Raw genomic sequence first — 21,841 nt, 5'->3', positions numbered from 1 at the left:
CGAGCGGTACCGGTGGCCTCAGAGCCGTTTGAGCACGTGCAGGATGTACTCGTCCCGGTTCAGCGGGTCGGGCCCGTCGGGCCGCGGCCGCACGGGCGGTCGTCCGGCAGCGGGCCGGTAGCCCCGGTGCTCGGCGAGGAACACCCCCTCTCCCCGCGTCAGCGCGGGAACCCGTTGCCGGAAGCCGTGCACGAGGCTGGTCGGCATCGTGCCCTCCAGCCGGAAGACGTCACCCTCGGCCGTGGGTACGCCGGGAGTCGCGCCCAGCTCCGCGAGTTTCGCCAGCACCGGGCCGAGCCGGGTGGCGGGAAGCTCCAGCTCGAAAGAGCTGACCGGCTCGTACACCCGCGTCCCGGCCTGCCGGAGGGCGTCCATCAGGACCAGCGGCGTGGCCCTGCGGAAGTCGTCGGCCGCGCTGACCGGGCTGGCGAAACCGGTGCGGGTCAGGGTGATGGCGCAGTCGGTGACCTGCCAGCCGTACAGACCGTGCCGCAGTGTGGTGTGCACCGCCTCCTCGATGGCCTTGTGGAAGGCCAGTGGGAGCGAGCCCAGTTCCACCGCCAGGCGGAAGGTGATGCCCGTGCCCGGCTCGGCGGGGCCGACGCGCAGACCCACGGTCGCCCAGAAGTAGACGCGCGTGCGCGGGTCCAGCTCGATCAGCGCCTCGCCCCGTCCCACGGGCTTCTCGACGCAGACCGTACGGGTGGGGTCGAAGCGGACCCGCACGCCGAAGGACTCCGCGAGCGTGCTGCCGAGGATCTCCTTCTGCACCTCCCCGTACAGGCGCACCACCGCGCCGGCCGCGTTCTCCTCGTCCTGCCGCAGGTCGATCGAGGGGTCCTGCTCGTCCAGCATGCGCAGCGCGGCGTGCAGCCGCCCGGCGTCCGCCGGGCGCTCCGGCCTGACCACGGTCTCCAGGCTGGGCGGCGCGAAGAAGGCCCGCGGCGGGGGAGCGTCGAGGTGCCCGGCCCGGTCCCCGACCCGTACGCCCTTCAGCCCCCACACCCGCGCGATGTCCCCGGCGCTCGCACGGGTCTCGCGGGTGTCCGAGCCGTGCTCGAAGACCCGCAGCGCGGTGATCCGCCCGGAGTGCTCGGTGACCCGGCCGGTGTGGTCGACGCGGCGCAGCGTCACCGGGTCGCGGGTGCCCAGCGTGCCGGAGACCAGCCGCAGATACGCGACGGCCTCCCCGCGCGCGCCGCGGTCCACCTTGAACACGGTGGCGTGCGGCGGCCCGTCCGCCGAGTCCGGGGCGGGTGGCAGCAACTCCCGGATGCCGGCCACCAGTTGGTCCAGGCCCTCACCGGTCAGCGCGGATCCGAAGAACACCGGGTGGACCAGGCAGCGCGCGGTCTGCGCGGCCAGTTCCGCCGCGCAGTCCTTCTCGGTCGGCACGCGTTCCTCGTCCAGGTAGGCGGCGAGGAAGGCATCGTCGTGGTCGGCCAGCAGTTCACCGACGCGGGCCGTGAACTGCGGGTCGGTGTCCGGACCGAGCGGGGTCGCGCGGGCCTGCCGCGTGCCGGGGTCCGTCACGGCGGACAGCGCCACCGCGGCGGGGGTCAGCCGGTCGCGGATTTCCCGCAGCACCCCGTCGGGGCGCGCGCCGCCCCGGTCGATCTTGTTGACGAAGACGAGCGTGGGGATGTTCAGCCTGCGCAGGGTGCGCATCAGGACGCGGGTCTGCGGCTGGACCCCCTCGACGGCGGAGACCACCAGGACGGCACCGTCGAGCACCCCGAGCGCCCGATCGACCTCGGAGACGAAGTCGGAGTGCCCCGGTGTGTCGATGAGGTTGACCTTGAGATCGTCCAGGACGAACGTGGCCACGGCGGACCGGATGGTGATGCCGCGCCGCCGCTCCAGCTCCAGCGAGTCGGTCTGCGTGGTGCCGGCGTCCACACTGCCGGGCTCGTCGATCACTCCGGCGCGGTACAGCAGGCGCTCGGTCAGGCTGGTCTTGCCGGCGTCAACATGGGCCAGGATGCCCAGATTCAGTTTGTTCATGGAGAGAGCGCGGATTCCTGTGCGTCGTGATGCGGACCTTTCCTGCCGGATTCCTGGTCGCCTGCCGCATCGTTCCGCCCTCTCTGACGTCGCGTGGATCCGCCCGACGGTGACGCACACCCACGGGCGTGATCACGTTAGCAAGGGCTGCCGCGCGGAACAGGACGCGACGACGACTACCGGCCAGCCGTTCGCCGGCCAGTCACCGTCGGCCGGTCGCCGGGAGGGCCGCCGACGCGCCGGCACGTCGGTGGGCCCCGCCGGCAGACGCGACGGGAAAGGTGACAAAAGATGTCCGGTTTGGCGCCTAGTGTCGCGTTGCGAGTCAACGAAAGGACGCCAGGCCATGCGCATCGCGGTCACCACGCCCACCGGGAACGTCGGACGTCACGTCGTCGCCCAGCTGATCCGGGCCGGGCTCCGGCCCCTGGTCCTCGCCCGCGACCCCGGCCGGCTCGATCCCGCGGTGCGCCGCGAGGTCGACGCCGTCGCGGTCGACCAGCGGGACCCGGACGCGGTCGTCACGGCCACCGCCGGGGCCGACGCCCTCTTCTGGGTCGACCCCCCGACGACGGGCCCGGACCCGCTCGCCGACTACGCGGCGGCCACGCACAGCGTGGTGCGCGCCGTCCGGGCCAACGGCATCGAACGGACCGTCTTCCAGAGCAGCGTCGGCGCCGAACTGCGCCACGGAGCAGGTGAGATCGACGGCCTCGCCGGCACCGAGACCGCCCTCGACGCGCTCGGCGCCACGGTCACCCACCTGCGCTGCGGCTACTTCTTCAGCAATCTGGAGGCACTCCTCGACGCCATCCGGGCCGGCACGATCCCGGTGATCCTGCCGCTGGACCAGCCCCTCGCCTGGGTCGCGCCGCGCGACATCGCCGAGGTCGCGGTCGCGCGCCTGCTGACGACCCACTGGTCCGGCCGCCATGTCCAGGCGGTCCACGGCCCGGCCGATCTCACCTGGCCGCAGGCCGCCGGGATCGTGTCCGCCGCCATCGGCCGCCCGCTGCGCGTCGAACGCGTCGACGACGACGCGATGCGGCACCTGCTGCGCGCCTCCGGCATGCCCGACGGCCTGGTCGAAGCGGTCATCGGCATGTCGACCGGGCTGCGCGACGGCTTCGTACCGGAACAGCCCCGCACGGTGCGCAGCACCACCCCCACCACCCTGGCGTCCTGGGCCTACGACGTGCTCCGGCCCCGGCTCTGACGCCCTGAGGGCGGCGCGTCCCGGCCGGGGGAGGGGCGGTACGGCTTCCGCCTCAGGCGCCCTCGCGGCGGGCGTGCACCCGTCCCAGCCGCCGGCCCACCAGCAGGTAACCGAGCAGCGCGCCGGAGGTGTTGAGGATGACGTCGTCCACGTCGAACGCCCGCCCGGTGACCAGGGCGCCCTGGGCCAGCTCCACCAGCAGCATGACGCACGCGGTCAGCAGCAGCACCCGCCAGCTGCCTCGGGCCCCCGGCGCGAGCACCGGCACCAGGACGCCGAACGGAACGCCGAGCGCGATGTTGCCGCCGATCTGCTTGACGGCGTCCCGCAGTCCTGGCGCGTCCAGGTAGGCCCTGATGGAGCGGCCGGGATGCAGGTTGCTGTGCGCGAGGGAGGCCGAAGCCGGGGACGGCGCCAGGGTGAGCTTGGCCAGGACGACGGCGAAGGCCACCATGAGGACGAAGGCGCACACCATCGCCAGGATCCGCACCGGCAGCGGAAGCACGTGCCGGCGGCGAACGGGGGCTCGCGTCGCCTCCCCGGCACGCTGCGCCACGGCGGCCTCGCGGGGGTCGCCCTTGCGGACCTTCGCTGCCGCTCCGCTCCGGCCCCGACGAGTGAACCAGGCGAGGGGACTTGTCCGGGGCGCGCGGCTGGAAGAGGCGGCGCGTGAGAACAGGGCGGTGCGGGCCATTCGGTCCTCCAGTCGTCAATGTCCCCGAGGGGGAGAGGGGTTGGCGGTGCGGCCGGCGGTCTGCCGGGGGCGGGTCAGGAGCCGTAGGAGACGTGCACTTCCTTGAAGCCGAGGGAGTGCAGCAGGCCCTCCAGCATGTCCGTGGTGTTGCTCTCGGCCCGTGCGGTCAGCCCGCTGTCCTTGGCGGCCTCGGCGATGTGGGACACGGCGAGTTTCTGCACGGCGTGCTCGCTGTCCGGGTTGTCCGAGAACAGGTCGCCCAGCCGGTCGAGCAGTCCGCGCTGCTTGGAGACGGCGTAGGAGTGGTCGGCGTCCAGGGCCGGCTCGCCCAGTCGCGCGTGCGGGAGCCGCAGCGAGGCCGCCGTACGGTCCGCGTTCACCGTCACGTCCTTGTCGCCGACCCTGCCGAGGTCCACGTAGGCGTCCACGGTGCCGGCGCCGACGTACAGGGTGCGGGTGCCGCGCAGGGCGGACGGCAGGTACTTGGCGTCCTTCTCCAGGTCGACGACGACCTGGAAGTCGCCCGAGGCGGCGTCGTAACGGCTCATGTCGTTGAGGGACGTGAGGAGCGCGGGGCCGGAGCGGTCGTGTGTCCGCGTGCCCAACAGGTCCTTGACGCCCGGCAGTACGGCCAGTCGGATGCCGGCGAACAGCAGCGCGAGCACCAGCACGAAGGCGGCCACGGCCTTCGCCCAGCCGGGGACGCGTCTGGGTGGGGGCGCGAGGGGAGTCGTCATCCGGCAGCCCTCCTTCCTGCAGTCCGGATGCCCCCCAAAACCCGTGCCAGGCATACGCGTTGACGAAGAGGCCGCCCACTGCCCCCGTCTTCCGGCCGGACCTGCCGCCGCCACCTCGCGGGGGATGGCTTACTCTCCCCTTTTCGGGATCACAGGGGGGCATGATGCGGTTGAAGCGTGGGAGCAGACGGCTGGCGGCGGTCGTCTTGGCGGGCGTGCTCGGTGCGGCCGTGGCGGGGTGCGGACCTCGGCACCAGGCCGGCGGAGGCCGGCAGACGGAAAGCGGCGCTGAGGGCGGAGGGCCGGGCCAGGCCGAGGCGGAGTACTCCGGGTTGGCCGACGTGCCCGAGAAGGTGGAAGCGAACGGCGCGGACATTCTGGTGGGCGACCCCAGGGCAAAGGTGACCGTGCACCTCTACGAGGACCCGCGCTGCCCGTACTGCGCGCAGTTCGAGACCTCGGGCGGCGGCCCGGTCCTGACCAAATGGGTGCTGCGCCGCAAGGTCAGGGTCGAGTACACGATGGCGTCGTTCCTGGACCCGCGGCTGGGCGGGAGCGGGTCGAAGAAGGCGGTGAACGCGCTGCGCGCGGCGCTGGAGCAGGGGAAGTTCGCCGAATACCACGCCGTCCTGTACAAGAACCAGCCCGCCGAGGAGGTGGACGGCTTCACCGATGCGCGCCTGCTGCAACTGGCGGGCAGAGTGAAGGGGTTGCGGGGGCCCTCCTTCGACACCGCGGTACGGACCATGAAGTACCGGGGCTTCGTGAACTCCGCCGAGAAGACGTTCGCCGCCGCCGGTCACTACAACGGGCACGTCGGGCCGGGCACGCCGACCGCCGAGGTGAACGGGTACCGGATACCCGTCCAGTACGGCGAACTCCTCTACAAGCCGGACCTCTTCGACACCTACCTGACACGGGTGGTCGGAGAGACGGCGTAAGACGCCCGTCCGCCGGGGGCCTCGGAGGCGTGCGAGCCCGGCCCGCTGGATCCTGGCCCGGCCCGGTCGACACCGGACCGGACCGGGCCGGCCGTCACGGGACGGGCCTCACAGATCCGTCGCCTTCTTGACCGCGGTCCTGCCGGGGTTCGTGAGCCCCAGCCCCATCCGGTCGATCTGCACCAGCGGCTTGTTCCCCACGTGCTCCCTCAGCGTCAGGAGGCCGAACGCCGCGTCGAACCGTTCTTCCGTCAGCCCCAGCTCCCTGAACGCCGCCATGTCCCGCAGCGCCTCGATCACGTCCTGCTTCTGGCCCGGAATCCTGAACTTGGACTCCTTCGGCGCGGACTTGAGGGCCGCCATGACCGCCCGTGCGACCGGGTCGGCCTTCCACACCGGGCCCGCGTCCGCCACCGCCCGGTCGGACGGCTCACCCGCGGCGGCCGCGGGCCCGTTGACCGGACCGGGGACCGCGGGCGGCGCGAGCTTCAGCTCCTCGGTCTTCTTCCAGTACCGCGCCGACTCCTCCTCGTGGTTCTTGCGGAACCTGTCGAGCGTGTCGGCGATCAGCTGGGAGTAGTCCTGGCCCGTCGCCGGGTTGCGCGGCGCCTTGTGCGGGTCGTAGGCGACACCGAAGTTGGCGGCCATGTCCATCACGAAGTGGTAGCGGTGGATGTCCGTGAGGTCGCGCCGGTAGTCCGTGTACCACAGGGCCAGCAGCGAGTACGCGATGGCCTCCTTGACCGCCGGGTCGGCACCGGTCGCGTCGGCCAGCTTCATCAGCTTCCCCGTGGTCCGCGAGGGCCCGAGCGAGACCGGGTAGCCGAGCCGGCCGGCGGTCCGCACCTGGTCGTTGAGCTGGTTCGGCGTCGCCATGGGCCCCCGGAACGTGGGGGCGACCGGGGTCCGCTCCAGATCGTCGACGCTCCCGCCCGCCTGGCCCGCCCCTTCGCCCAGTGCCCAGGAGGGCGAGTTCCGCGGGCCCGCGAGTTTCGCCTCGTCCTTGAACACGTAGCCCTTGAACTGCTCCGCGGAGACCGTGACGTACTGTTCGAGCTCCTTGATGCCGTAAAGGATCTCGGCGATGTCATGGACGGCGCTGATGAGCGTGGCGAACCCCTGCGCCTCGGGGTTGCCGAGGATGGCGTCCAGGGTCTTCTCGCCGAAGTCGATGTACGGCAGATAGAGCCGCCGTACCGAAGCCAGCTCCGCGATGGTCTTCGAGAGCGCGTCGCCCAGTGCCGTCACCTGCGTGCGACGCTCGGCGAGCCACGGCCGGAGGTTGTCCGCGACGTATCCGGCCAGTACCTCCTTGATCTTCGCGTCGACGGCCACATCGTCGGAGATCGCCTTCTCCACCTCGGCGACGGGCAGGGCGTTGACCCGGTCCAGGACGGCGGAGGCGGCCTCGTCCATCGTCGCGTACGAGCGCCCGAGAGCGTCCCGTGTCCCGCGCTTGCTCTTCGCGGTCGCCGGGGGCGTGGACTGCTTCGGGGCCTTGATCCACTCGTCGAGCACCTTCATGATCGCCGGCTTGAGCTTCGTGTCCTCCCAGGCGCCGATCAGGTCCGGGTCGGTCAGCCCCTCCCGGATGTCCGCGAACGCGGGCTCCGCCTCCTTCGCCTCGCCCTTGCCCCCGAGGACCAGCACACGCTGGACGGCGGGCCGCCCGGACGGTGCCGCTCCGGACGATGCCGCCCCGGAGGCATCCCCCGGTATGCGCGCCCCCGCGCCGGGCGGTGATCCGCGCATGACACGGTGTGCGGTCGCCTCCGCCTCCCGTTCGAAGCGGTCCGACGGATCGGACACCTTGATGCCGTCGCCCGTCTCCGTGCCCGCGACCGGCCCCCGGCGCTGCTGGATGACATGGGTGAGCTCGTGCGCGAGGGTGTGGTCGTCCCCGCCGCCCGCGCCGATGACGATGTGGTTGCCCGAGGTGTAGGCGCGCGCCCCCAGGGCGGTCGCGGACGCTCTGGCCCTGGCGTCACTGTGGACGCGTACGTCGGAGAAGTCCGCGCCCAGCCGCGCCTCCATGTCGGCCCGCACACCGTCGGCGAGCGGCCGGCCCCCGGAGCGCAGGACCTCGTGGACGGCGGACCGCTGCACCGGCGATCGATCGGCCCGGCGGAGCATTTGTACGACCGCCGCGTTGCCGACCGTGGCCTGGAGCCCGAGCAGTCCGCCCGGCGGGGCGGCGGGGGCGGAGTCGGTTCTGCGGGAAGAGACACGGTCCTTGCCGATCCCGGTGGCTTTGGCGTCCTGGTGATCGTGCAAGGGGTCTCCTCCGGAGTGGACATGATCAGCAGTGGAAATGATCAACTTCTTCTGGATACGCGGCGGCGCGGTGTCGGCGCCAGGTACGCAGGGGCAGTGTCGGCGGCCCGGACGGGCAACGCGGCAGTACCGCGGCGGCACATGTGCCGAGTGGCGGCGGCATACGCGGCGAGCGGCGGCGGGACGCCCGGCGGGCGGTGGCCGGACGCCGGGCGAGGCGTGGCGGACGCTTAGCACTGGGCCTGGTGGGAAGTCGGGGAGCACAGCTCGCCTCCGGGGGCCGGACGGGGCGGGACGGTTTCCGGGCGCGGCAGCCGGTGTTCGCCCGTCACCAAGGAGTGCGCGTGACCGTTCGTATCGGAGTGGAAGAAGAGTTCCACATCGTCGAAGTGGAGACGGGTCGGCTCGCGCCCCGAGCCGCCGCCGTGCTGGAGGGCCTCCCGGAGTACACCTTCACGACCGAGTTGCAGCAGGCGGCCGTCGAGACGAACAGTGGTGTGCATGAGTCCCTTGCCGACCTGTACGACGATGTGACCAGCGCCAGGCGTCGGCTCGATGCCGCGGCGAGCGCACACGGGCTGGCCGTCGTGGCCGCCGGTACGGTGCCGCTGGCCCGCGCGGCGGACACCCGCCCCACCGCCGGACGCCGCTACCGCCACATGGTCGACGAGTACCGCCTGGTCGCCGACGAGCAGCTGATCTGCGGGACCCACGTCCACGTCGACATCCCCGACCGGGACCTGGCCGTCCGCGTCATGTGCGAGGTGTCGCCTTGGCTGCACACACTGCTGGCCCTGTCCGCCAGTTCCCCCTTCTGGGCGGGCACCGACACCGGATACGCCAGCTGGCGGACCATGGTGTGGCAGCGCTGGCCCACCGCCGGCCCGCCGGGCTGCTTCGCCGGCGCCGCCGAGTACGACGCGGTCGTGCGCGCCCTGGTCGGCTCCGGCGTCATCAGCGACGCCGGAATGATCTACTACGACATCCGGCCCTCCGCCCACCAGCAGACCCTCGAACTGCGCATCTGCGACGCCTGTCCCCGCGCGGAGACGGTCGTGCTGATCGCCGGCCTCTTCCGTGCCCTGGTGACCGACGCCCGCGCGCGGCTGGCGGCGAGCGGCACTCCGAGCTGCCAGGGCCGGCACGAGTGGCTGCGCGCCGCGTCGTGGCGGGCCGCGCGCTCGGGTCTGGAAGGCGCCCTGATCGACCCCGCCACACGCCGCGAGGCGCCCGCGGCCCAGGTCGTCCGGGGCCTGCTGGGCCGGGTGCGCCCGGCGCTGGAGGCCGCCGGGGACTGGCCCACCGTCCGGAGCCTCGCCGAGCGGGCGCTCGCGAACGGCAGCGCCGCCCGCCGCCTGCGCCGTACCGCACACCACGACGACCTGCTGGCCTGCACGGATCTGGCGATCGCGGAGACCCGCGGCGAGGAGCGCCCGCCCCCACGGCGCACCGCCCCCGCCCACCGCGTCGCCTCCCCGCCGCAGGCCGCCGCGTAACGAACAGGCGCGCGGGCGCAGCGAAGAGGTGCACAGCAGGGGGGCAGGACAGCAGGAGAAACAGGACAGCAGGAAAAACAGGACAGCAGAGAAACAGGACAGCAGGAGGACACAGGAACGGCAGACGCAGGACCCCGAGACACCCGGACACCCTCTTGTCGCGAAGGAGAAGCATTCCCGTGTCGACCAGTCCCGGCCCCATGCCGGTGGGCGGCCTCCCGCACACCTCACCGCCGTACTCGCACTCGCCATGCTCGCCGCGCTGCCCGCGCGACCCGTACGCGCAGCGGGGAGGTGCTTCCCGATGTGCGGCCTGAGCGGGGAGATGCGGTTCGACGGCACGCGGCCCGATCTCGCGGCCGTCGAGCGGATGGGCGACCGGCTCGCCCCCCGCGGCCCCGACGGGCGGGGGATCTGGACACGGGACGCCGTGGCCCTCGGGCACCGCCGGCTGAAGATCATCGACCTCTCGGAGCGCGGGGCCCAGCCCCTGACCGACACCGAGGACGAATTGACCGGCGTCTTCAACGGCTGCATCTACAACTACCGGGAGCTGCGGGCGGAACTGGTCGCCCTCGGCCACCGGTTCCGGTCCACCTCCGACACCGAGGTCGTGCTCGCCGCCTACCGGCAGTGGGGCACCGCCTGCGTCGACCGCTTCCACGGCATGTTCGCGATCGCCCTCGTCGAACACCGGACCGGCCGGCTGATCCTGATCCGCGACCGGCTCGGCATCAAACCCCTGTACCTGGCGCGGACCCCCGGCCGGCTGCGCTTCGCCTCCTCGCTGCCCGCCCTGCTCGCGGCCGGCGACGTCGACACCTCGCTGGACCCGGCCGCCCTGCACCAGTACCTCAGCTGGCACGCGACCGTCGCCGCGCCCCGCACCGTGCTGAACGGGGTGCGCAAGCTCCCCCCGGCCACCGTGCGGGTCGTCGAACCGGACGGCACCCACCGGGACCACCGCTACTGGCAGCCGTCGTACACGCGCCGCCCCGAGCACACCGGCATGGGCGCCGCCGAGTGGCGGGACGCGGTGCTGGACGCGCTGCGCACCGCCGTACAGCGGCGCATGGTCGCCGATGTGCCGGTCGGGGTCCTGCTGTCCGGGGGACTGGACTCCAGCCTGATCGTGGCCCTGCTGGCCGACGAGGGGCAGCGGGACCTGGCGACGTTCAGCGTGGGGTTCGAGGCGGAGGCCGGTGACGAAGGGGACGAGTTCTGGTACTCCGACCTGGTCGCGCGGGAGTTCGCCACCGACCACCACCAGCTGGTGGTGCCCACGCGGGACGTCCCGTCCGCCCTGGACGCGGCGGTCGCGGCGATGAGCGAGCCCATGATGAGCCATGACGTGGTCGCCTTCCACCTGCTGTCCGAGCAGGTCTCCCGGCACGTCAAGGTCGTCCAGAGCGGGCAGGGCGCCGACGAGGTCTTCGCCGGCTACCACTGGTACCCGCGCCTGGCCTCCGCGCCCCGCGAACAGGAGCCGCAGCGCTACGCCGAGACCTACTTCGACCGGCCGCACCAGGACCTCGCCGCCATACTGCGCCCGGACCTGCTGCCAAAGGACGACGTCTCCGGCCGTTTTGTCCGGGAGCACATGGCGGCACCGGGGGCCGAGACGGCGCTCGACGCCGCTCTGCGCCTGGACACGCATGTCATGCTGCCGGACGACCCGGTCAAGCGGGTCGACAACATGACCATGGACTGGGGCCTGGAGGCCCGCGTGCCGTTCCTCGACCACGAACTGGTGGAACTGGCGGCCGCGTGCCCGCCGGAGCTGAAGCTGGCCGACGGCGGCAAGGGCGTCCTGAAGGAGGCCGGCCGCAAACTCCTGCCGCCCGAGGTGGTGGACCGTCCCAAGGGCTACTTCCCCGTCCCGGCGATCACCCGCATGGCCGGACCCGTGCTGGACAAGGTGCGCGACGCGCTGAACGCCCCCGAGGCGAAACGGCGCGGCGTCTTCCAGGACTCCTGCATCGCCGCGCTCCTGGCGGCCCCCGACCGACACCGCACCAAGCGCGGGGCGAACGCGCTGTGGCAAGTGGCTTTGCTGGAGATATGGCTTCAGACGCACGGAATCTGACCGCAGGGCACCGGACCGCACGGAACCCGGCCGCGGAGAGCGCGGCTGCGGGGAATCCGGCCGCCGAGCGCGTCGCGGACGGCCCGTCCGGCGCCGGACGGCTTACCGCGACGCGCCCGGACGGGCACGCGCCCCCGGCTCCGCCGGACTCCGACGGCCGCACCGACGCCTTCGCCGCGCCCGCCCGCATCGCGCTGCCGGACGCCTCCGGGCCCCGCGACGCGACGATCCGGCTCATCGCGCACGGCTGCTGGTACCCCTCGGCCGACCCGGCCGGCACCCGGCTCGCCTTCATCTGCGACCGGGGCGGGGTACCGCAGCTGTGGACGGGTCCCGTGGACGGCGAGCCCGTACGACTGCTCGACGACGGCCCCGACCCCGTGCGGGAGGTGTCCTGGTCGCCCGACGGCCGCTGGATCGCCTACACCACCGCGCCCGGCGGCGGCGAACACACCCGCGTGCTGTGCGTCCGCCCCGACGGCAGCGACCGGCAGATCCTGGCCGGCGCCGAGCCCGGCAGCTCCGCCCACCTGGGCTGCTGGGCGCACGACGGCTCGGCCGTCACGGTCACCGTCGCGGTCCCCACCGCCGCCCCGCCTTCCCCGGCCGCCCAGGACACAGGGGGCGGCGCCGGTCCGGCCGGCTCCGGCTCCGTCCTCGGCCTTGCCGACGGCCGGCTGCCGGACCACTGGCAGGGCCGGGCGGGGGAGACGGAACTGCTCGGACCGGCCCCGCACACCGACCGCGGCCCGGCACTGCCCTCGCCCGCCGTCACGGTGGAGACGACGCCGATCGGCGCTCCGGGCGGCAGGGGCGGCAGGGGCGGCCACCCCGCCACCGGCTTCGGCGACGGTCTCTCGGCCTACCTCGTGGACCCCGACGCGGTCACCGCCCCCGTGCTGATCGCCGCCGTGAAGGACGCGGCGACGCTGCGCGTGTGCGACCTCAGCCGGGACGGCAGGCTCGCGCTGCTGCGCCGGGGACCCCGCGGCCGGCGCGAGGCGGTCGTGCTGCGCACCGCCGACCATGTGACGACCTGCGTGATGCCGGTGGCCGACGGGGACCCGTGGATCGGCAGCTTCTCCCCCCGAGCGGACGTGCTGCGGCTGCGCAGCAACGCCCACCGGGAGTTCGCGGTCCTGCTGGTGGCCGACCTCGACCCGGACGGGCGGCCGCTGCGCTGGTCGACCGTCGCCTCGCGCGCGGGCAGCGACCTGGAACTGCTGCGCCACACCCGCGACGGCGCCGCCGTGCTCGCCTGGAACGTCCGGGGCATGAGCGACGTCGAACTCCTGGACACGGAGTCGGAGACAGCCGCCGGGACAGAGGGGGGCACGGACGCGTTCACCCCGCCGGAGACGCGGAGCGGCCCGCCGTCCCGGCACATCCCGCTGCCCCACGAGGTGGTCACCCGCATCGCGGACGCGGGCCCCCGCCTCGCGCTGGCGCTGTCGGGGTCCCGCCGCCGCCCCGGCATCTGGTGGCTGCCCGACGGCGCGACACCGGTCCGCACCCCGTGGTCCTCCCGTGACGAGGACGCCGTACCACCGGGCCGCCCGCCCGTACGGCCCGTACCGCTGCGTCCCACCGCCCGCGACGGGCTGCCGCTGAACGGCTGGTACTACAGGGCACCGGGGCGCGCGCCCGGCGAACCCGCGCCCTGCGTCATCTACCTGCACGGCGGTCCCGAGGACCAGGAACGCCCCGTCCTCGACCCGCTCTACCACGAGATCCTCGGGCGAGGGCTGGACATCTTCGCCCCCGATGTGCGCGGCTCCTCCGGATACGGCAGGTCGTTCGTCGACGCGGACCTGGGCAGGGGCCGGTTCGCCGCCTTCGACGACGTGGCGGACTGCACCGCCCACGCGGTGCTGGCCGGCCCGGCCGATCCGGCCCGGCTGGCGGTGATGGGCCGCTCGTACGGCGGTTACCTCACGTTCGCCTCGCTGGTCTGGCATCCGGACCTCTTCCGCACCGGCGTGGCGGTGTGCGGCATGTCGGACCTCGGGACGTTCTTCGAGGGCACCGAACCCTGGCTCGCCCAGTCCGCGGCCCACAAGTACGGCCACCCCGAACGCGACCGTGAACTGCTGCGGGAACTGTCCCCGATGACCCGTATCGACGCGCTGCGGGCACCGGTGTTCGCGGTGCACGGGGAGCACGACACCAATGTGCCGCCCGCGGAGTCGGAGCAGTTCGTACGGGCGGCCCGCGAGCGGGGTGTGGCAGCCGAACTCCTCATGCTGCGCGAGGAAGGACACGAGTTCCTGCGCGCCGACAACCGCCGGCTCTTCCGCCGCGCCGCCGCGGACTGGCTGCAACGGCACCTGAGCGGCTGACCGTTGACCCCGACCCCGACCCCGGCCCCGACCGTGTCCGCCACCGCGCGCGGAACGGCTGGTATTACTGGGGCATGCAGGAAGAGATTGCACGCTCCGCGATCGACACGTTCATCTCCGCGTTCAACGCCTCGGAGGACGGCTATGTGACTGCCCTGCTGTCCCAGGCCCTGACCTCGGACGTGGTCTTCTGGGGGCCGTTGGGCCGCAGCGAAGGAATCGCGGCGGTCGAGCGGTTCGTGCTGGACATCCGGCGCCACCCGGCGGGGACCGGCACGATGGTGCGCTGCTCGGCGGTGGACATGCCTGACGAGTGGGCCCGGTACCAGTGGGTCTTCACCACGCCGGACGGAGGCCCCCACCTGGCGGGAACGGACGTCGTCCATCTGCGGCGGAGCCTCATCGACCAGATCATCGTCTTCGCGGGGGAGATCGAACCGTCCGCCTCCTGAGTCGTCCTTCTGGCGCCGTCCTTCCCGCCCACCGAGGCGGGCAGCATCATCGCGCACCGGACTCGTGCCGGCCGGTGGGCCTATGCGGTCACGGTCACAGCACTAGCACAGATCCCAGGGGCTCGGTCCGGTACCCGCGCGCCATGCGTCGAGGTCGTGGCCGTCCACGCAGACGATCCCGCACTGCGCCGCGTATTCGAGGGCGGGTGTGGTGAACTCGCTGGTGGTGACGAGCGCCGCGATGTCGGCCTCGTGGATGGTGAAGCAGGTGCCGCCGAAGCGCTGCATGTCCTGCGAGCCCACCTTGTGCGTGTCGCCGTACTGCTTGCACTGGATGACCACGCGCCGCCCTTCCGGCGTGACCGCGAGGACATCCGCCCCCAGATCGCCGGTGCCGCCCACCACCTCCACCTCGCGGCAGCCCTCCCGGACGCACAGCTCGGCGATGGCCTGCTCGAAACCGTCCGGGTCCAACTCGGCGTAGATGTCAGGGGAGTCGAGGACGACCGTGGGCTCCTCGCCGTTCCCGCCCGGCACGGCGATCGTGGTCGCCGGCACCTCCGGGCGGAGGAATTCCGCGTCGCCCCCGGCCTCCGGTGCGACGGTCCCGCCCGTCGCCGTGGAGTCGAGGCTGTCGGTCGCCGCCTCGGCTCCCACCTCCAGGGCGCGGGCGGCCCGCCGGGCACACCGCCTGGCGGACAGCCTCCCGCGTCCCGGCCGGTACAGCAGGACCCCGGCGATGCCGAGCACGGCCAGGACGGCGGCCCACAGCGGGCGGCGCTCCACGACATGGGCCACGAGGCGCACCACGAGCGCCAAAAGGCAGAGGACGACCGCGAGCAGGACGAAGAACCATGTGGTCGTCCGCAGATCGAACCGCCGCTCGCCGCGTATTCGCCGTCCAGGGCGCACCGGAATGGTCATCTGGCTCTCTTTCGGGCAGGGAACGAAGATCGGAAACGTACGTGTGCCCGAGATCGCCGGCGGTTCTCCGCGGTAGGTCAGGCGGCCAGGGCCCTGGACACCTCGGCGCCCGCGCCGCGGTTCGCCCGGAACTGTTCCAGGAGCGCGTCGGCCGCCGCGAGTGCCTCTTCCACCGTCCGGGTGCCGGTCATCACACACAGCGTGTAGGAGGTGTCCTCCAGCTCCCGGCTCGAATGTCCGGTGGGCTGGAGGTCATGGCGGAAGCGGGCCTCGGCGAACCGGGCCAGCAGCGCACGCACTTCCTTCTCCGCGGGCAGCAACACAGCGACGTCCTCCCTGACATGACGGTCGGAAGGGGGCTCGACTCCCCCCCCGGCATCCCGTCTGCCCCCGCAGTGCCACCGCATGCCTCACGCCCCGCGGTTGCCCGTACGCCACTGGTCCGTACGTCACCGGCCCGTACGTCACCGGCACCGTACGTCACCGCGCCGACCGGCCGGCGCCGGTGCGCACGTCGCCGCCACGGGTCCGCAGCGGCACGCCCGCCTCGCCGAGCAGGCGGTGCACGAAGCCGTACGACCGGCCGTGCTCCTCGGCTATGGCACGGATCGACCGCCCCTGCCGGTACTCCCCGGCGAAGGCTTCGGCCAGCTTCTCGCGCGCGCCGCCTGTGATCCACTGTCCCTTGCGCACGGTGATCTCCTTCTCGCTCCGTCGAGACGTGATCACCGGTTGCCCGCGCCGCCGCGGCCCATGCATCCGGGGCCGTACGGCGGCGAGGGGGCAGATACGACGGTTCGGGTGCAACAGGGCAGGTCAGTCGGCCGGGTTGAGCTCCGCGTACACCAACTCCACCAGCTCCTCGGCTTCTTGCCGGTGGGGATCGCCGGGGACTCGGTAGTACCCGCCCAGCGTGGCGATCACGTCCCGCTGGGAATCGTCGTACTCGTGACCACGGTCCCCCCGCGCCCCGGCGCTCTCGGACCCGGACGTCCGCCACCACCACAGCCGGCCGCGGATCTCCTCCTTCGACAGCCCTCCCTCCAGGGTGATGTCCCGGCCCTGGACCTTCCCCGTGATCCGCACGGAGTTCGCATCGGTGGCCATGCGCCATGTCTCCTCTCGCCACCGGGGTGCGCCGACGGCGCCTTGTCCCGGTCGCGGCTGCGGATACCCACCGAAGCGCGTTTCGCACGGCCCGCGCCGGTGATGGGCACGAACCGAGGGGGATTGGTCGAGAGGGCCGGCTCAGCCGGCCAGTTCGCCGAGGAGCGCCCAGGTGCGGCGGCGGTCCGCCTCTCCCGCGATCTCGGTGGTCGTGAACACCACCTCGGTGGCGCCGGCGTCACGGTAGCGCCGCACCTCGGCCGCGACGGTCTCCTCGTCACCGACCACCGCCACGTCGGCGGCCCGTCGGCCACCGGAGAGTTCGATGATCCGCGCGTAGGACGGGATCTGCTCGTAGAAGGCGAGGCTGTCGGTCAGCTTCGCCCGCACCGAGGCCACGTCGTCGGTGACCACCGCGGGCACGAGGGCCACGATCCTGGGCGCCGGCCGGCCGGCGGCCTCGGCCGCGGCGGTCAGGGCGGGGACGATGTGCTCCGCCAGGGCGCGCGGCCCCGCCAGATACGGCAGGATCCCGTCCGCCAGCTCACCGCTGACCCGCAGCGCCTGCGGCCCCATCGCGGCGACCAGCAGGGGGACGCCGCCCTCGGCGCCCGGCACGCGGGCCGGGATCGGGGTGGTGGCGGTGAGCAGCTCACCGTGGAAGTCGGCCGTGCCGGTCTGCGTCAACTGCCGCAGCGCGGTGAGGAATTCGCGCAGCAGGGCGATGGGGCGGGCGAAGGGCAGACCGAAGCCGGTCTCCGTCAGCAGCTTGGTGCCGAGGGCCAGCCCCAGGTGGTAGCGGCCGTGCGTCGCGGCCTGGGCGGTCTGGGCCTGGCTGGAGACGACCAGGGGGTGCCGGCCGAAGACGGGGATCGCGGAGGTCCCCACCTGGAGTCCGGGCACCTCACGGCCGACGATCGCGGCGAGCTGGGGCGAGTCCACGCCGAAGGTCTGACCGAACCAGACGGACCGCAGCCCGGCAGCCGCGGCCTCCTGCGCCAACTGCACGCTGGCGTCGACCTCGTTGTGCGCATCACGGGCACTGAGTGCTACTCCAACAGTCATGCCATCCCGAACGGACACCGGCGGGAGGCGTATTCCGATGCGCGTGTGAACATTTCCCCGCCCGGCGAGGATCAGCCGGCGCTGATCGCGGCCTGTGCGGTCGTCGTGTGGGAGTGCCCCGATGCTGCGAACCATGTTCAAGTCCAAGATCTAGCATCTGGGCATTTGCGCAGGTCAGAGGCATAATGGGACCGCTCAGGTCAGCAAATGGTCAGCATCGGGCGCGGAAGCGTCCTGCCTTGCTGACCTGGTGACCGCCGCGGCGGTCACCAGGGCGCAGATGCCTTGCTCCCGCTCGGAAGGTCCGCTACGTGGCTCGACAGCTCGCTCGCGGTATGGGGTCGTTCTTCAAGAACTGCGGCTGCGCCAAGCCGACCCGATGCCCGCACCCCTACACGATCCGTTTCCGCAACGGTCTGGGTAAGCAGGTCGAGGAGGGCGGTTTCGGCACGCAGGATGACACTATCGATCGCCTCACACAGATCTACGCGGAGAAGAGGCGCACGGCGCCTTCTGTCGCGGAAGCGCGCCGGGGGGGCATTCTGGGCGACGAAGTGGACCACGTTGACGTGTCGATCATCAAGATGGGAGGAGCTTTCGACAATGGACCGTTCATCGGCGTCAAGTGACGGCTTTTCTGATGTGAGCCTGGATTGCTCCATCTACGTCGACTCGGAAAACCGAGAAGCGATCTTTCATTGCGTCGCACAGAGTCTCGGAGGCGGCGCTGAGACGTACAGAAAGATCGAAACTTCAGCACTTGAGCTGTACGTCGCACACAACGACTACGAGATCGACTCAGTGCGCAGCTCCGATTTCGTCTGCTGGCCAACCGTCCTTGAGTGCACGCAGCCTTCAGGGGGCAGTGCAGCGGAATTCATGGACGCTGTCGGCAGGTGCTTGGATGCTCTGTGCAAGGCTCCTTTTCGGGCTGTTGCGGCATGCGATTTCGAGGATAGTCTGCCGTATTCCGGGGGTATCGACGTGATCCGTTGATTTGGAGTGGCGGCCTATTCTTTTGAGTAGGCCGTCCTTTCGCCTCTCGCGCTGGCTGTATCCACGCTCGGCAGTCCGAAGGATGTCAGCGGGCTGACCGGCAACGATGAGGAGGACGAAGCTCGGCAAAGGCCGGGCGGGCGTTCGTCGCCTACATCCTTATCGCCCTCCGCACCTTGTATTCCAGGGCACGTCGAGGAAAGCGAGCCGGTGGACGGGTCGGCGCGGCGGCAGGCGGTTACACCGTCCGCCGACCAGCAGCCCCCGGTATTCGTCACCCGCCCACGCTCCGGCCGGCCGCGACCTAAGCGTGATCGCGGCTCGGCTCGCGCTCTGCTCTGGCCGAATCTCGAATGTCTTACACCCGACCTGTGCCACCGCCGAGAGCCACCGGACGAGCTATTCCATGGTCATGAGAATCGCCGGTTTGGCTAACCGGCGATTCGCTGCTATGTGGCGGCGCCATTCGGCACTCGGGATGGTTGATAGAATTTGGCTGCCGGCACCTCCTGGGCGATATGCAGGCGCTTCGGTCAACTGACCCATGGCGGTGCGTGGTCCGGCTCCCGGTCGAGCGCCGCCGCCTCTGACTCCCCTCCAGGACGCCCGAGTGACGGTCATCACGGATGCCTTCGGGGGGTGCTGCGTAGGCTTGAACCGTCGCCGCCGGGGGACGGGAGAGCGGGCGAAGCCCTCCTCCAGTCGCCTGGCGAGGCGTCAGAAAAGTCAGCGAGTGGTCAGCATGAGTCCTGAAAAACCCTGGGGAAAGCTGCCCGAACGCGCGACTCGTTGTAGGGTATGGAAACAGCCCTTGACCTGCAAAAACGCAGGCAGGGAGCCTACTTCTGGGAGTGCCCCGATGTTGCGAACCATGTTCAAGTCCAAGATCCACCGTGCCACCGTCACCCAGGCCGACCTGCACTACGTGGGATCGGTGACGATCGATGCCGAGTTGCTCGAGGCGGCGGATCTGCTGCCCGGCGAGCTGGTGCACATCGTGGACATCACGAATGGTGCCCGGCTGGAGACGTACGTCATCGAGGGGGAGCGGGGATCGGGCGTCGTCGGGATCAACGGGGCGGCCGCTCATCTCGTGCAACCCGGTGACCTGGTGATCATCATCAGCTATGCGCAGGTCAGCGACGCCGAGGCGCGGGAGATGGCGCCGCGGGTGGTGCATGTCGACGCGGACAACCGGATCGTGGCCCTCGGTGCCGATCCGTCCGAGCCGGTCCCCGGTACCGAGCAGCGGCGCAGCCCGCGGTCCGTGCCGGCCTGAACCCGGTCGGCCCACCCGGCCGCCGTCCTCGGGTGAGTGGCCTGGCGGTGGTCGGGTAGGCGGGAGTAGTCCAGAGGCGACGTCCAGTGACACCGACGACCGCGCGGAGGACGCGATGACCAACCCGCACCCCGACCCCGCCCCACCGGCCCCCGGCCCCACCCCGACCCCGGACCCGTACCCCACCCCGGTACCGCCCCCGGAGCCGGGCCCCGCCCCCGGACCCGGACCCGGCCCTGAGCCGACGCCGACCCCGCAGCCACCGGGTCCTGGCCCGCAGCCGACCCCCCAGCCGCCGGGACCCGGCCCGACCCCACCCGCCCCCGGCCCTCCGGAACCGTCCCCCTCGCCGATCCCGCCGGGCCCCGAACCCGTACCGTCCCCCGAACCGGGCCCACCCCTGACCTCCTGACAAGGCCCGGCGACAACGCGCCCCGAGGGGGTGCGGGGAACTGCGCGACCAGCCACGCCACCACCTCACAGCCGCGCAACCACAGCTCCCCGCACCCCCTTGGGCACACCTCGCAACCACCCCCCGCACCCCTAAGGGCGAGCCCCACCCCTAAGGGCAAGCCCCGCCCCCTAAGGGCAAGCCCCGCCCCCTAAGGGCAAGTCCCACCCCCTAAGGGCGAACTCCAGCCCTTAAGGGGCACCCCACCCCTTAAGGGGCGCCCCACCCCTTACGGGCCACCCCGGCCCCCATCACCCCGGCGGCCCCCACCCCCGCGAACCCCCTACGCCGAAACCTCACTCCGATCCCCGCCCCACAGCGTGTGGAACGCCCCCTCCCGGTCCGTCCTCCGATACGTGTGCGCACCGAAGAAGTCCCGCTGCCCCTGCGTGAGCGCCGCGGGCAGCCGGGGGGCGCGCAGCCCGTCGTAGTAGGACAGCGCCGCCGCGAAGCCCGGCGTCGGGACCCCTTGCCGGACCGCCGTGGCCAGCACCTCGCGCCAGTCGTCCTGGGCCGCCGCGATCTCGCGGGCGAAGGTCTCGTCGGACAGCAGGCTCGGCAGATCGGGGCGGGCGTCGTACGCGGCGCGGATCCGGTCGAGGAACGCCGCCCGGATGATGCAGCCGGCGCGCCAGATGGCGGAGACGGCGCCCTGATCGATGTCCCAGCCGTACTCCTCGCCGCCCGCCGCGATCTCGTGGAAGCCCTGCGTGTACGACACGATCTTGGAGGCGTACAGCGCCTGTTCCACCCGGTCCGCGAAGGCCCCCGCCTCCGCCCCGCTCAGCGGCGCCGGCCGCGGACCGGCGAGATGGCGGGAGGCCGCCCGCAGCGCGGCGTGGCCGGACAGGGAGCGGGCGAAGACGGCCTCCGCGATGCCGGAGACCGGTACCCCGAGGTCCAGCGCGATCTGAACGGTCCAGCGGCCGGTGCCCTTCTGCTCGGCTTGGTCCACCACCACGTCCACGAACGGCTTCCCGGTCGCCGCGTCCACGTGGGACAGCACCTCGGCGGTGATCTCGATCAGGTACGAGTCGAGCCGCCCGGTGTTCCAGGTGCGGAAGATGTCCGCGATCTCCGCCGGCGTGTAGCCCGCCACGTCCCGCAGCAACTGGTACGCCTCGCCGATGAGCTGCATGTCGGCGTACTCGATGCCGTTGTGCACCATCTTCACGAAGTGCCCGGCGCCGTCCGCCCCCACATGGGTCACACAGGGCGCGCCGTCCTTCGCCTTCGCGGAGATCTTCTCCAGCATCGGGCCCAGCGAGGCGTACGACTCCTTCGAGCCGCCCGGCATGATGCTCGGCCCGTGCAGCGCGCCCTCCTCGCCGCCGGAGATGCCGGTGCCGACGAAGTGGATGCCCTGCTCGCGCAGCTCGCGTTCCCGGCGCCGGGTGTCCGCGAAGTGCGCGTTGCCGCCGTCGATGATCATGTCGCCGGGCTCAAGGAGCGGCGCGAACTCCTTGATCACCGCGTCCGTGGGGTCACCGGCCTTGACCATGATCATCAGGCGGCGCGGTCGTTCCAGAGCGGCCACGAACTCCTCGGCGCTCTCGGTCGCGATGAAGTCGCCCTCCTGCCCGAACTCCTTCACCAGATCCCGCGTCCGCGACGCCGTGCGGTTGTGCAACGCGACCGTGTAGCCGTTGCGCGCGAAGTTCCGGGCGAGATTGCGGCCCATGACCGCGAGGCCGGTGACGCCGATCTGCGCTGAAGTGCTCATACCGCCTGCTCCCTGATCGCCTGGTGAGTACGTCCCCCGTCGGGTACGGGTCCCCGC

The 21,841-nt window shown here is 72.0% G+C and carries 18 protein-coding genes; 8 read left to right on the top strand and 10 right to left on the bottom strand.

What is annotated here, in order from left to right:
* Nucleotides 1-18: 18 nt before the first annotated feature.
* Entirely contained in the window at nt 19-2,004 is a 1,986-nt protein-coding gene (otr(A), locus tag AC069R_RS25220; protein ID WP_478769086.1) for a tetracycline resistance ribosomal protection protein Otr(A), read from the bottom strand.
* 346 nt (nt 2,005-2,350) lie between these two features.
* On the opposite strand from otr(A), the gene AC069R_RS25215 reads away from it, so the two are divergent.
* A complete protein-coding gene (locus AC069R_RS25215) occupies nt 2,351-3,220 on the top strand; it encodes an NmrA family NAD(P)-binding protein (protein WP_478769085.1) in 870 nt (289 codons plus the stop codon).
* A gap of 52 nt (nt 3,221-3,272) precedes the next feature.
* On the opposite strand, the gene AC069R_RS25210 is transcribed toward AC069R_RS25215, so the two are convergent.
* Complete coding sequence (locus tag AC069R_RS25210) at nt 3,273-3,914, bottom strand: VanZ family protein (RefSeq protein WP_478769084.1); 642 nt, start codon at nt 3,912-3,914, stop codon at nt 3,273-3,275.
* 74 nt (nt 3,915-3,988) lie between these two features.
* Complete coding sequence (locus AC069R_RS25205) at nt 3,989-4,651, bottom strand: DUF4230 domain-containing protein (RefSeq protein ID WP_478769083.1); 663 nt, start codon at nt 4,649-4,651, stop codon at nt 3,989-3,991.
* 341 nt (nt 4,652-4,992) lie between these two features.
* On the opposite strand from AC069R_RS25205, the gene AC069R_RS25200 reads away from it, so the two are divergent.
* Nucleotides 4,993-5,592: a DsbA family protein gene (locus AC069R_RS25200; protein WP_478769117.1), complete on the top strand. Its 600-nt coding sequence runs from the start codon at nt 4,993-4,995 to the stop codon at nt 5,590-5,592.
* 108 nt (nt 5,593-5,700) lie between these two features.
* Here AC069R_RS25200 and AC069R_RS25195 read toward each other — a convergent pair whose 3' ends face one another.
* A complete protein-coding gene (locus AC069R_RS25195; RefSeq protein ID WP_478769082.1) occupies nt 5,701-7,866 on the bottom strand; it encodes an eCIS core domain-containing protein in 2,166 nt (721 codons plus the stop codon).
* Between the two features lie 344 nt (nt 7,867-8,210).
* On the opposite strand from AC069R_RS25195, the gene AC069R_RS25190 reads away from it, so the two are divergent.
* The 4 genes from AC069R_RS25190 (at nt 8,211) to AC069R_RS25175 (ending at nt 14,239) form a co-directional block, all read left to right on the top strand.
* Complete coding sequence (locus tag AC069R_RS25190) at nt 8,211-9,362, top strand: carboxylate-amine ligase (RefSeq protein ID WP_478769081.1); 1,152 nt, start codon at nt 8,211-8,213, stop codon at nt 9,360-9,362.
* A gap of 304 nt (nt 9,363-9,666) precedes the next feature.
* Nucleotides 9,667-11,448, top strand: a complete 1,782-nt coding sequence (locus AC069R_RS25185) for an N-acetylglutaminylglutamine amidotransferase (protein WP_478769080.1) — start codon at nt 9,667-9,669, stop codon at nt 11,446-11,448.
* Nucleotides 11,424-13,787 carry a prolyl oligopeptidase family serine peptidase gene (locus AC069R_RS25180; RefSeq protein ID WP_478769079.1) on the top strand — a complete coding sequence of 788 codons (2,364 nt, stop codon included), beginning with the start codon at nt 11,424-11,426 and terminating at the stop codon, nt 13,785-13,787. Before AC069R_RS25185 ends, AC069R_RS25180 begins: the two co-directional genes overlap by 25 nt.
* Before the next feature lie 74 nt (nt 13,788-13,861).
* Complete coding sequence (locus AC069R_RS25175) at nt 13,862-14,239, top strand: nuclear transport factor 2 family protein (protein ID WP_478769078.1); 378 nt, start codon at nt 13,862-13,864, stop codon at nt 14,237-14,239.
* 102 nt (nt 14,240-14,341) lie between these two features.
* Here the strand turns inward: AC069R_RS25175 and AC069R_RS25170 are convergent, their stop codons facing one another.
* The 5 genes from AC069R_RS25170 to AC069R_RS25150 all read right to left on the bottom strand — a co-directional run bounded on the left by AC069R_RS25170 (nt 14,342) and on the right by AC069R_RS25150 (nt 17,335).
* Nucleotides 14,342-15,163: a restriction endonuclease gene (locus AC069R_RS25170; RefSeq protein ID WP_478769077.1), complete on the bottom strand. Its 822-nt coding sequence runs from the start codon at nt 15,161-15,163 to the stop codon at nt 14,342-14,344.
* 77 nt (nt 15,164-15,240) lie between these two features.
* A complete protein-coding gene (locus tag AC069R_RS25165) occupies nt 15,241-15,486 on the bottom strand; it encodes a DUF5133 domain-containing protein (RefSeq protein WP_478769076.1) in 246 nt (81 codons plus the stop codon).
* A 157-nt stretch (nt 15,487-15,643) separates the two neighbouring features.
* Complete coding sequence (locus tag AC069R_RS25160; protein WP_478769075.1) at nt 15,644-15,856, bottom strand: helix-turn-helix domain-containing protein; 213 nt, start codon at nt 15,854-15,856, stop codon at nt 15,644-15,646.
* 123 nt (nt 15,857-15,979) lie between these two features.
* Nucleotides 15,980-16,270 carry a hypothetical protein gene (locus AC069R_RS25155; protein ID WP_478769074.1) on the bottom strand — a complete coding sequence of 97 codons (291 nt, stop codon included), beginning with the start codon at nt 16,268-16,270 and terminating at the stop codon, nt 15,980-15,982.
* A gap of 141 nt (nt 16,271-16,411) precedes the next feature.
* Entirely contained in the window at nt 16,412-17,335 is a 924-nt protein-coding gene (locus tag AC069R_RS25150) for an LLM class F420-dependent oxidoreductase (protein ID WP_478769073.1), read from the bottom strand.
* A 311-nt stretch (nt 17,336-17,646) separates the two neighbouring features.
* Between AC069R_RS25150 and AC069R_RS25145 the strand changes: the two genes are divergently transcribed.
* Together AC069R_RS25145 and panD are read left to right on the top strand one after the other, a co-directional pair.
* Nucleotides 17,647-17,964 carry a hypothetical protein gene (locus AC069R_RS25145; protein ID WP_478769072.1) on the top strand — a complete coding sequence of 106 codons (318 nt, stop codon included), beginning with the start codon at nt 17,647-17,649 and terminating at the stop codon, nt 17,962-17,964.
* A 1,226-nt stretch (nt 17,965-19,190) separates the two neighbouring features.
* The gene (gene panD, locus AC069R_RS25140) at nt 19,191-19,610 is read left to right on the top strand and encodes an aspartate 1-decarboxylase (RefSeq protein WP_478769071.1); all 420 of its coding nucleotides are present in this window, start codon (nt 19,191-19,193) and stop codon (nt 19,608-19,610) included.
* Between the two features lie 734 nt (nt 19,611-20,344).
* Here the strand turns inward: panD and gndA are convergent.
* Complete coding sequence (gndA, locus tag AC069R_RS25135; RefSeq protein ID WP_478769070.1) at nt 20,345-21,784, bottom strand: NADP-dependent phosphogluconate dehydrogenase; 1,440 nt, start codon at nt 21,782-21,784, stop codon at nt 20,345-20,347.
* Nucleotides 21,785-21,841: the final 57 nt, after the last annotated feature.

This window comes from Streptomyces sp. NPDC043952, assembly GCF_056435325.1.
This window is presented reverse-complemented; position numbering and strand designations above follow the sequence as displayed.

Coding starts and splice junctions, on each gene's coding strand:
- AC069R_RS25215 (WP_478769085.1), top strand. CDS start 2,351: ATGCGCATCGCGGTCACCACGCCCACCGGGAACGTCGGACGTCACGTC.
- AC069R_RS25210 (WP_478769084.1), bottom strand. CDS start 3,914: ATGGCCCGCACCGCCCTGTTCTCACGCGCCGCCTCTTCCAGCCGCGCG.
- AC069R_RS25205 (WP_478769083.1), bottom strand. CDS start 4,651: ATGACGACTCCCCTCGCGCCCCCACCCAGACGCGTCCCCGGCTGGGCG.
- AC069R_RS25185 (WP_478769080.1), top strand. CDS start 9,667: ATGTGCGGCCTGAGCGGGGAGATGCGGTTCGACGGCACGCGGCCCGAT.
- AC069R_RS25180 (WP_478769079.1), top strand. CDS start 11,424: ATGGCTTCAGACGCACGGAATCTGACCGCAGGGCACCGGACCGCACGG.
- AC069R_RS25175 (WP_478769078.1), top strand. CDS start 13,862: ATGCAGGAAGAGATTGCACGCTCCGCGATCGACACGTTCATCTCCGCG.
- AC069R_RS25170 (WP_478769077.1), bottom strand. CDS start 15,163: ATGACCATTCCGGTGCGCCCTGGACGGCGAATACGCGGCGAGCGGCGG.
- AC069R_RS25155 (WP_478769074.1), bottom strand. CDS start 16,270: ATGGCCACCGATGCGAACTCCGTGCGGATCACGGGGAAGGTCCAGGGC.
- AC069R_RS25150 (WP_478769073.1), bottom strand. CDS start 17,335: ATGACTGTTGGAGTAGCACTCAGTGCCCGTGATGCGCACAACGAGGTC.
- panD (WP_478769071.1), top strand. CDS start 19,191: ATGTTGCGAACCATGTTCAAGTCCAAGATCCACCGTGCCACCGTCACC.
- gndA (WP_478769070.1), bottom strand. CDS start 21,784: ATGAGCACTTCAGCGCAGATCGGCGTCACCGGCCTCGCGGTCATGGGC.